Annotated in this window: 10 protein-coding genes; 4 read left to right on the top strand and 6 right to left on the bottom strand. The window is 71.6% G+C overall.

Translation table 11 applies throughout. The features are described from left to right. Positions 1–87: 87 nt before the first annotated feature. Genes N4P33_RS13470 through N4P33_RS13485 form a run of 4 tightly spaced genes read right to left on the bottom strand, consistent with a single transcriptional unit; the run spans position 88 to position 3,187 of the window. The gene (locus N4P33_RS13470) at positions 88–549 is read right to left on the bottom strand and encodes a MarR family winged helix-turn-helix transcriptional regulator (protein ID WP_260826639.1); all 462 of its coding nucleotides are present in this window, start codon (positions 547–549) and stop codon (positions 88–90) included. A gap of 25 nt (positions 550–574) precedes the next feature. Beyond that, positions 575–1,345, bottom strand: a complete 771-nt coding sequence (locus N4P33_RS13475) for an energy-coupling factor ABC transporter ATP-binding protein (RefSeq protein ID WP_260826640.1) — start codon at positions 1,343–1,345, stop codon at positions 575–577. After that, positions 1,333–2,094 (bottom strand): cobalt ECF transporter T component CbiQ, encoded by a 762-nt coding sequence (gene cbiQ / locus N4P33_RS13480; RefSeq protein ID WP_260826641.1) that lies wholly within the window; start codon positions 2,092–2,094, stop codon positions 1,333–1,335. The genes N4P33_RS13475 and cbiQ overlap by 13 nt, the downstream gene beginning before the upstream one ends. A 1-nt stretch (position 2,095) precedes the next feature. After that, positions 2,096–3,187 carry an energy-coupling factor ABC transporter permease gene (locus N4P33_RS13485; protein WP_260826642.1) on the bottom strand — a complete coding sequence of 364 codons (1,092 nt, stop codon included), beginning with the start codon at positions 3,185–3,187 and terminating at the stop codon, positions 2,096–2,098. 184 nt (positions 3,188–3,371) lie between these two features. Here N4P33_RS13485 and N4P33_RS13490 point away from each other — a divergent pair, with 184 nt between their 5' ends. Next, complete coding sequence (locus N4P33_RS13490; RefSeq protein ID WP_260826643.1) at positions 3,372–3,728, top strand: SsgA family sporulation/cell division regulator; 357 nt, start codon at positions 3,372–3,374, stop codon at positions 3,726–3,728. A 67-nt stretch (positions 3,729–3,795) separates the two neighbouring features. Here the strand turns inward: N4P33_RS13490 and N4P33_RS13495 are convergent, their stop codons facing one another. Both N4P33_RS13495 and N4P33_RS13500 read right to left on the bottom strand, forming a co-directional pair. After that, the gene (locus N4P33_RS13495) at positions 3,796–5,472 is read right to left on the bottom strand and encodes a penicillin-binding transpeptidase domain-containing protein (protein WP_260826644.1); all 1,677 of its coding nucleotides are present in this window, start codon (positions 5,470–5,472) and stop codon (positions 3,796–3,798) included. Positions 5,473–5,581: 109 nt separating this feature from the next. After that, entirely contained in the window at positions 5,582–7,210 is a 1,629-nt protein-coding gene (locus N4P33_RS13500) for a penicillin-binding transpeptidase domain-containing protein (protein WP_260826645.1), read from the bottom strand. Positions 7,211–7,562: 352 nt separating this feature from the next. Between N4P33_RS13500 and N4P33_RS13505 the strand changes: the two genes are divergently transcribed. The 3 genes from N4P33_RS13505 to N4P33_RS13515 all read left to right on the top strand — a co-directional run. Continuing rightward, on the top strand, positions 7,563–8,081 hold the full coding sequence (locus N4P33_RS13505; RefSeq protein ID WP_260826646.1) for a toxin-antitoxin system HicB family antitoxin: 519 nt from the start codon (positions 7,563–7,565) through the stop codon (positions 8,079–8,081). Between the two features lie 74 nt (positions 8,082–8,155). Continuing rightward, entirely contained in the window at positions 8,156–9,004 is an 849-nt protein-coding gene (locus N4P33_RS13510; protein WP_260826647.1) for a DUF4097 domain-containing protein, read from the top strand. A 70-nt stretch (positions 9,005–9,074) separates the two neighbouring features. Beyond that, a partial coding sequence (locus tag N4P33_RS13515) for an ABC transporter ATP-binding protein (RefSeq protein ID WP_260826648.1) occupies positions 9,075–9,837 on the top strand: 763 nt, incomplete at its 3' end.

Raw genomic sequence — 9,837 nt, forward strand, 5'->3', positions numbered from 1 at the left:
TGTGCGCTACTACATCGCGCACAAGGTACTGGCCAGTAATGCGTCACGGTCCACCAGGGGGTGGCTACCGTGGGTAAACCAAGTGATTCAGCGGGCGCGTTCCGCCGCCGCCTCCGCGCGCCGGGCCAGTTGCCACAGCTCCTCCCGCAGCCGGGCGACCTCGGCGCCCTCCAGCTCGGTCGCCGCGAGCAGCGCGCCCGGGACCCGGGCCGCCCGCTCCCGCAGCTCCTCGGCGCGTCCCGTCGGCGCGATCAGCACCGAGCGCTCGTCGTGCGCCGCGCGCTCCCGGCGTACGAGCCCCGCGCCCTCCAGGCGTTTCAGCAGCGGCGACACCGTGCCGTAGTCGAGGTGCAGCGCGGCGGCCAGCTCCTTGACCGCCGTCTCGCCGCGCTCCCACAGCACCAGCAGCACCAGGTACTGCGGATAGGTCAGGCCCAGCTCGTCGAGGAGCGGGCGGTACGCGGCCGTCACCGCGCGCTGGGCGGCGTACAGCGCGAAGCACAGCTGCTGGTCCAGGATCAGCGAGCCCTCGGTCTCCTCGTTCGTCACGCGCCCATTGTTCACGGACACCGGGTCACGAACGCCCGGAGGGCGCCGGCACCGAGCGCGGGTCGAAGCCGAACGGCAGTTCCAGGCGGTGGGCGCGCATCAGCTCGTCGTCGGCCAGCAGATCCGCCGTGGGGCCGTCCGCCGCGATCGTGCCGTCGCTGAGGATCAGCGAGCGTGGGCACAGTTCGAGGGCGTAGGGCAGGTCGTGCGTGACCATCAGGACCGTGACGTCCAGGGAGCGCAGGATGTCGGCCAGTTCGCGGCGGGAGGCCGGATCCAGGTTGGACGACGGCTCGTCCAGGACCAGGATCTCCGGCTCCATCGCGAGCACCGTCGCCACGGCCACCCGGCGCCGCTGGCCGAAGGAAAGGTGGTGCGGGGGGCGGTCCTTGAACTCCCGCATGCCGACCAGGTCCAGCGCCCGGTCCACCCGTTCCTCCAGCTCGGGCCCCTTCATCCCGGCCGCCGCCGGACCGAACGCCACGTCCTCGCGCACCGTCGGCATGAACAGCTGGTCGTCGGGGTCCTGGAAGACGATGCCGACCCGGCGCCGGATCTCCGCCATGTGCCGCTTGCCCACGGGCAGCCCGGCCACCTTCACCGTGCCCGCGCCGCCGGTGAGGATGCCGTTGAGGTGCAGCACCAGCGTGGTCTTCCCGGCTCCGTTCGGACCGAGCAGCGCGACCCGCTCGCCGCGCGCGATCGAGAAGTCCACGCCGAACAGGGCCTGATGCCCGTCGGGATAGGCGAAGGCGAGGCCCGAGACCTCGAGCGAAGCAGTACTCACAGCACCCATCCCAGCAGACAGACGACAAGGGCGGCAGCGGGGAGGGTGAACGCGTACGACCACTGCGCCCGGGAGGCGGTCGCCTCGTCGATCACCGGCATGGCACCCGCGTAACCGCGGCTCACCATCGCCAGGTGCACCCGCTCGCCGCGCTCGTAGGAGCGGATGAACAGCGCGCCCGCCGACTTCGCGAGCACACCCCAGTGCTTCACCCCGCTCGCCTCGAAGCCCCGCGACTCCCGGGCGATCCGCATGCGCCGCATCTCGTCGGTGATGACATCGCCGTAGCGGATCATGAACGAGGCGATCTGCACCAGCAGCGGCGGCAGCTTCAGGCGTTGCAAGCCGAGCAGCAGCTCCCGCAGTTCGGTCGTGGCCGCGAGCAGGACGGAGGCGGCGACGCCCAGGGTGCCCTTGGCCAGCACGTTCCAGGCGCCCCACAGGCCGCTCTCGCTCAGCGACAGCCCGAGCACGTCGATCCGCTCGCCCTCCGCCACGAACGGCAGCAGCACCGCGAACGCGACGAACGGCACCTCGATCAGCAGCCGCTTCAGCAGGAAACCCGCCGGGACGCGGGCCGCGTACGCGACGAGGCCGAGCAGCCCGGCGTACACCGCGAACGCCCACATCGCCTCGCGCGGCGTCGACACCACGACGACCACGAAGGCGAACACCGCGGCGAGCTTGGTGTGCGGCGGCAGCGCGTGCACGGGGGAGTGCCCGTGCCGGTACAGCCGGTGGGCGTGCCCGGCTCCCATGTCAGACGGGCGTGTTCGTGTTCGCCGGGGAGGTCGCGTCCGAGCTGCCCTCGCCGGTCCGGCGCCTGCGCACCGCCCAGAACACGCCGGTGCCCGCGACGACCGTGACACCGACGCCGATCACACCCGCGAGTCCGCCGGACAGGCGGGCGTTGTCGACGTCCTTGACGCCGTAGTCGGCGAGCGGGGAGTCGGCGTACGCGTGCTCCTCGGCCTTCTTGTCCATGCCGTGGTCGGTGGCGACCTTCTCCAGGCCGTCCGGGTTCGCGGAGGCGTAGAAGCTGACGAAACCGGCGAGGACCAGGGAGGTCACCAGGCCGGCGATCCACACCGTGCGCGGGGAACGGGCGGCGGCCGGGGCGGGTGCCGCCGGCTCCGGCTCGGCGTCCGGGGCCGCGTCCGGGGCGTCGACCAGCTCGCCGTTCACCCGCAGCTTGAGCCTCTGCTTCAGCCCGCGCGCCCCGTGCACCAGGTCCGGGCGTACGGCGATGACGGCGCCCACGGTCAGGGCCGTGATCACGGCCTCGCCGATGCCGATGAGCACGTGCACGCCCACCATGGCGGTGGCGACCTTGCCGATCGAGACGTCCGTCGTGCCGCCGATCGCGTAGAGCAGGGTGAAGACGACCGCGGAGGCCGGGACCGAGACCAGGGCGGCGACGAACGACGCGGCGGTCACCGAACGGCGGGTGCGCGGCAGCACCTTCACCAGCCCGCGGAACAGGGCGTACGCGACGATCGCCGTCGTGATCGCCATGGTCGTGATGTTCACGCCGAGCGCGGTCAGACCGCCGTCGGCGAAGAGGATCGCCTGCATCAGCAGGACGACGGAGACACAGAGGACCCCCGTGTAGGGGCCGACGAGTATCGCGGCGAGCGCGCCGCCGAGCAGATGGCCGCTGGTCCCCGCCGCGACGGGGAAGTTCAGCATCTGCACGGCGAAGATGAACGCCGCCACGAGTCCGGCCAGCGGGGCCGTGCGCTCGTCGAGCTCACGGCGCGCGCCGCGCAGGCTCACGGCGATGGCGCCGGCGGCGACGACTCCGGCCGCGGCGGAGATGGGGGCGTCGATGAATCCGTCAGGTGCGTGCACGAGTTCGATGATGAGGGCATGTGCAAGCCACTTGCAACAGCGAGCGCCTTGTCGTATCGCACATGTGATATGCCCACCGAAAGCCTTCCGTCACCGGGAGGCGGAATCCGGGGATTGTGCGACGCTGGACAGGGGGCGCAAGGACAGCTTCCGCGGGGGTGGCGCACCGTAAAGGGGCCGACCGATGTCCGTGATCGAGCAGTACGCACGCGCCCATGTCATCAGCGACGCCCCGCCGGAGGACGACCGGCCCGTGCGCGTCGTCCTGCGGTACGACCCCGAGCGGGATCCCCGCTGTGTCCGGGTCGGGCTGCCGGGAGCCGGGGCGCGCGAGTGGACCGTCGACCGTGAGCTGCTGGAGCGGGGCCTCACCGCGCCCGCCGGCAGCGGCGAGGTGCGGGTGTGGCCGTGCGGCCGGGTCCAGGCCGTGCTGGAGTTCCACACCGCGCAGGGCGTGTCCGTGGTGCAGTTCGAGACGAAGGCCCTGACCCGGTTCCTGCGCCGGACGTACGTCGCGGCGGCGGAACCGGTGCCGCACTGAGAAACGGGTCCGCTCAGCCAGACCCGGGCTCTGCTCGGCGCCGGTGCCGCACTGACCGTCGGCGTCCTCAGCCGCCGCTCTTCAGCAGCGACGCCACGATCGGGCCCGCCGTCGAGCCGCCGTGTCCGGCCGCCTGGACGACACCCGCCGCCGCGAGGTCGCCGTGGTACGCGGTGAACCAGCCGTTGGGCTTCTTCTGCCCGTCGACCTCCGCCGACCCGGTCTTGGCGCCGCTGTCGCCGCCCACCCCGGCCATCGCCTCCGCCGCCGTGCCGGCGGACGCGGTGTACGCCATGAGCTCGCGCAGCTGCGCCAGCGTGTCCGCCGACAGGGTGCGCGAGGCGGTCGCCAGCTTGCGCCCGTCGACGTCGGGCGAGACCAGGTAGGGCTGCCGGAACACCCCCGACTTCACGGTCGCGGCCACCGACGCCATGTTCAGCGGGTTCATCCGCACCCCGCCCTGCCCGATGAGGGACGCCGCCATCGGCGCCGCCGACTGCACCGGCACCGCCCCGTCGAAGGACGGGACGCCGATCTGCCAGTTGTTCCTCGCGAGCCCGAACACCTCCTGGGCCTGCTTGGTCAGGTCGTCGTTCTCCAGCTCGGGCGCCTGGCTGATGAAGGCGGTGTTGCAGGAGCGGGCGAAGCTCGCCTTGAACGTGCCGTTCTTGATCTCGAACTTGTCGTCGTTCTGGAACTTCCAGCCGCCGTAGCTGAAGTACTTCGGGCACGGGTGCTGCTTGTCCATCGAGGCGAGGCCCTTCTCGATCAGCAGCGAGGAGGTGATCACCTTCATCGTGGAGCCCGGCGCGAGGGAGCCCTGGAACGCGGTGTTGAAGCCGTGCGAGGAGTTCGCCACCGCGAGGATCTCGCCGGTCGACGGGCGCAGCACCACCACCGACGCCCGCTTCTTCTTCGCCACCTGCTCCTCGGCGGCAGCCTGCAGTGCGGGGTTCAGCGTGGTCTTCACCGTGCCGGGCGTGCCCTCGCTCAGCTCCACGAGGGTCTTGTCGCTGAGCTCGGCCTTCTTCGACGCCTCGCCGCGCACGATCCGCAGCTCCACGCCCGCCTCGCCGCCGGCCTTCTTGCCGTACTTCTCACGCAGCCCGTCGAGCACCGAGCCGAGCGAGGGGTACTTCGCGGTGGTCAGCTCGCCGCCGTCCCGGTCCAGCGCCTTCACCGGCGGAGTGCCGGACGCGCCGGTGACCAGCTTGTCGCCGTCCTTGAGCTCCGGGTGCACGACGGACGCCTTCCAGTCCACGCGCGGTTCGCCGTCCCCGGCCCGGCGGACGACGGTCAGCGCGCTGTCGTACGCCAGAGGCTCGCTGAGGTCCTCGTGCGTCACCGTGCCCTTCACGGCGAAGGGGACCTTGCCGCCGGAGGCCGTGCCCGGGGTGAGGGTGACATCCTCGACACGGGCGTCCTCGGCGTAGCTCTTGAGCAGCGCGGTGGCGGCCTTCGGGTCGTCGGTGGCGGCCGCGGCCTCGCTCACCTCGCCCTTCTGCCAGGCGGTGAGGAAGCGGCGGGCGGTGTCGGTGACCTCGGCCGCCGTGAGCGGGCCGCTCTTGACGTCCTTCGCCTGCTGCGCGGTCGACGTGCTGCGCGTGCCGTCCTCGGCGGCGGCACCGCCGCCGAACAGCGCGTAGGCGCCGAATCCGGCGCCCCCGACGACCACGGCGATCATCCCGCCGAGCACGGCGGGTCTCGTCTTCCGTCGCTCGGCGACGCGCCTTCTGTTCCCCACTGCCTCTGGTTCCTCCACACTCATCCGCCGGGCTCACGAGTCCCGGTGGCCGCCGACGTGTAGCCAACGACGGCCACCACCCTAGAGTCCCGGCCTGTGCGCGGCCTGTTCAGCCGCCTGCTCGTAGCACGGCTGCGACAATCGGCCCGGCCGCGTCGCCGCCGTGCCCGCCCTGCTGCACCATGGCCGCCGCCGCCACGTCACCCCGGAAGCCGGTGAACCAGCTGTCCGAGGTGGCGTTGCCGGTCACCTCCGCCGAGCCGGTCTTCGCACCGATGTCCCCGCCCAGCCCCGACATGGCCTGCGCGGCCGTGCCCTGGGTGGCCGTCAGCCGCATCATCTGCTTCAGCTGGGCGGCGGTGCTCGCCGGCAGGCCCTTCGCCTGGGCCAGCTGCCGGTCGTCGAGCTCCGGGGAGACGAGATACGGCTGGCGGAAGGTGCCGGTGATCGCGGTCGCCGTCACGGACGCCATGTTCAGCGGGTTCATCTGCACCTGCCCCTGCCCGATGGCACCCGCGGCACGGTCCGGGCCGCTCACCGCCGGAACGCTGCCGTCGAAGGAGGCGATGCCGGTCTTCCAGTCGCCTCGCCCGAGCCCGAACCGCTCCTCGGCCTCCTGCTTGAGCGAGGCGTCGGTGAGCGGCTTCTCGTCGATGAGCTTGATGAAGGCGGTGTTGCAGGACCGCAGGAAGCTGTTGGCGAGCGTGGCGTTGTCGTTCGGCTCCATGCCGGTGAGGTTCTTGAACGTCTGGCTCTGCCAGGTGGCCGTGGGCGGGCAGGGCGCCGGGTCGTTCATCGAGGCCACGCCGTTGTCGATGAGCATGGCCGCGGTGATGATCTTCATGGTGGAGCCGGGGGCGACCTTGCCCTGGAAGGCCGCGTTGAACCCGTCCTCGCGGTGGTTGGCCACCGCCAGCACCTCACCGGTGCTCGGCTTCACGGCCACCACCGACGACTCGGGGAACCGCTGCACCGCCTTCTCGGCCGCCGCCTGCACCCCGGCACTGAGCGTGGTCCGCAGCTTGCCCGCCTTGCCCTCGGCCAGGGTCAGCAGCGGGGTGTCAGGTGCCTGGTCGGCGTGCCGGACCACCAGCTCGACCCCCGGAGTGCCGCCCGCCTCGGCGCCGTAGCGCTCGCGCAGGGTGTCCAGGACGGGGCCGAGCGACGGGTACGTGTCCTTCGTCAGCACGGTTCCGTTGCGGTCGACGGCCTTGATCGGCGGCTTGGCGGACTCCTCGGTGACGAGGGTGTCGCCGTCCTTCAGCTCCGGGTGCACGACGGACGGCTGCCAGTCGACCAGCGCCCGCCCGGTGGTCTTACCCCGCACGACGGTCAGCTCACTGTCGTAGCTCAGCGGCTTGGAGGTGCCGTCGTGACTGACGGTGGCCTTCACACTGAACGGCACGGTCGTGCCGGTGGCCTTCCCCGGCGTGATCCGCACCTTCGAGATGCGCGCCTCTTCGCCGTACGCCGACAGCAGCGTCCCGGCGGCCTCGGCATTGTTGGTGAGCGCCGCCGCCTCCGTTGCCTGTCCCTTCTCCCAGGCCGCGAAGAACTTCCCGGTCGTCTCCGCGACCTCGTCCTTGTCCGGCGTCCCGGTCTTCGGCGCCGACGCGCTCGCACCGCTTCCCCCGTCGCCGCTCACCGCCGAGACGATGTTGTACGCGCCGTAGCCGGCCCCGCCGACCATCACCGCGAACACACCACCGACGACGGCGGCCTTGACCCCCTTGCCCATCGGGCGATCCCCTCCCCCGTCGAACTCCCACGTCGCCTGAACGTGTTCAGAAAGCCCGACGCGTGAGCACTGTACGGGGATGTGGTCTGGACCGGGGCGTCTGTTTCCGTTTGGTGGCCGAACGGAGATCCACGGTGGGGGCCCGAGGGTGGGGTGGCGCCACTTTGGCGTCAGGTGGCGTCAGGTGGCGTCAGAGTGTGCCTCGAGTGGCGTCCTGGGGCGGGTGACGCCGTGATCGCCCACGCTGGCGCCATGGTGTTGGTGCAGGTCAGGCGAGTGCTTGCGGGAGAAGGGTCGAGGTGTGCCCGCACCTGCCTTGCGTGTGGCGCCATTGTGGTGCCATGATGGCGTCATGGACCTCACCCCGTATGTCGACACCCTCCGCCGCGAACTCGCGGTGGCCGCCGAGGCCGGCGGCGACGAAGCCCGTGAGCTGGCCGAGCGGCTCACCGCTCCCCTGGAGTCGGCGACCCGGCTGACCCTGCTCAACGTGCTCTCCGCCGCGATGGACGAGATCACCCGCGAACTCGCCCCCGGCTCCGTCGACGTACGACTGCGCGGGCTCGACCCCGACTTCGTGGTGACACCGCCGCCCACCGACGCCGGTGACCTCGTGGAGCCGGTCGCACCCGTCGAGCCGCTCATGCCCCAGGTGCCCGCCGACGGCGACGAGGGCGGCACCGCCCGCGTCAACCTGCGACTGCCGGCCCACCTCAAGGCGCGCGCCGAGGAGGCCGCGAGCCGGGAGGGGCTGTCGGTCAACGCGTGGCTCGTGCGGGCGGTGTCGGCCGCGGTCGAGGGCGGCACCCGGCCGCGTACGGCGGAGAAGAGCAGGAATCTCGGACAGAGCTTCACCGGCTGGGTGCGCTGACCGCGCCCGCCGCTTCCTTTCCACCACGTCCCACCAGCGGGGACGACCCCAAGACTCAAGAGGACGGGACAGCCATGCCTACTTTCGAGACGCCCGGACCGATCTCGGTCACCGCGCACGTGGACGCCGGTTCCGTCCAGTTCACGGCCGGGGACCGCACCGACACCGTCGTCGAGGTGCGGCCCCGTGACCCCGAGAAGGCCCTCGACGTACGGGCGGCCGAGCAGACCGAGGTCACCTACGCGAGCGGCGTCCTGACGATCAGGACGCCCAAGCCCAGCCTGTTCGGCCTCGGCCGCAGCGGCATGGTCGACGTGACGGTCGACCTCCCCGCAGGGTCGCGCCTCGACGCCACCGGGGCGTGGGCCCATGTGCTCGGCGACGGCCGGCTCGGCGAGGTCGACGTGAAGACGTCGAGCGGCGACGTCCGCCTCGGCGCCACCGGTCCGCTGAGGCTGACCGCGACGCACGGCTCCATCACCGTGGACCGCGTCGAGGGCCCGGCCGAGATCACCACCAGCTCCGGCAGCCTGCGCGTCGGCCTCCTCGACGGCCCGGCCGTCCTGAAGAACTCGCACGGCACCATGATCGTCGGCACCGCGACCGGCGAACTGCGCGTCAACGGCGTCAACGGCGACATCGACATCGCGTGCGCCGAGGACTCGGTCACCGCCACCAACGTGCACGGGGCGCTCCGCGTGCGCGAAGTGGTCCGCGGCACCGTCCAGTTGGAGACGAACCACGGCGGCGTCGAGATCGGCGTCCGCGAGGGCACGGCCGCGTGGCTCGACGTCAGCTCGGGCCGCGGGCAGGTGCACAACACGCTCGCCACGTCCGGGGCGCCGGGCGACGCCGAGGAGACCGTCAAGATCCGCGCCCGCACGCGCTACGGCAACATCGACATCCGCCGCGCCAGGGCCTGAGCGCCCCCTTCTTCCCCAACTCACCTCTCACTTCAGCCTTCGAATGGAGGGCGCCATGCCTTCATCTGTCATGCCCACATCCAGGACCGGGGACGGTGCCGGCCCCACGACCCCGCTCGCCATCTCGGCCCTCGGCCTGCGCAAGTCCTACGGCGACAAGCTCGTCCTCGACGGCATCGACCTGCGCATCCCGGCGGGATCGGTGTTCGCGCTGCTCGGCCCGAACGGGGCGGGCAAGACGACGGCGGTGAAGATCCTCTCGACTCTGATCACCGCGGACGGCGGTCAGGCGCAGGTCGCCGGCCACGACCTGGCCCGCGAGGCTCAGGCGGTCCGCGCGGCGATCGGGGTCACCGGTCAGTTCTCCGCGGTGGACGGTCTGATCACGGGCGAGGAGAACATGCTCCTGATGGCCGACCTGCACCACCTCTCCCGGGCGGAGGGCCGCCGGGTGACGGCCGAGCTGCTGGAGCGTTTCGACCTGGTGGACGCGGCGAAGAAGCCGGCCTCGACGTACTCGGGGGGCATGAAGCGGCGCCTGGACATCGCGATGACGCTGGTCGGCAGTCCGCGGATCATCTTCCTGGACGAGCCGACGACCGGCCTGGATCCGCGCTCGCGGCACACCATGTGGGGCATCATCCGGGAGTTGGTGACCGGTGGGGTGACGGTGTTCCTCACTACCCAGTACCTGGAGGAGGCCGATGAACTGGCCGACCGTATCGCGGTGCTGAACGACGGGAAGATCGCCGCGGAGGGCACGGCGGACGAGCTGAAGCGGATGATCCCGGGCGGTCATGTGCGCCTGCGCTTCACGGACCCGGCGGCCTACC

Source organism: Streptomyces sp. 15-116A (assembly GCF_025290915.1).
In the GTDB taxonomy this organism is placed as follows: Bacteria; Actinomycetota; Actinomycetes; order Streptomycetales; family Streptomycetaceae; genus Streptomyces.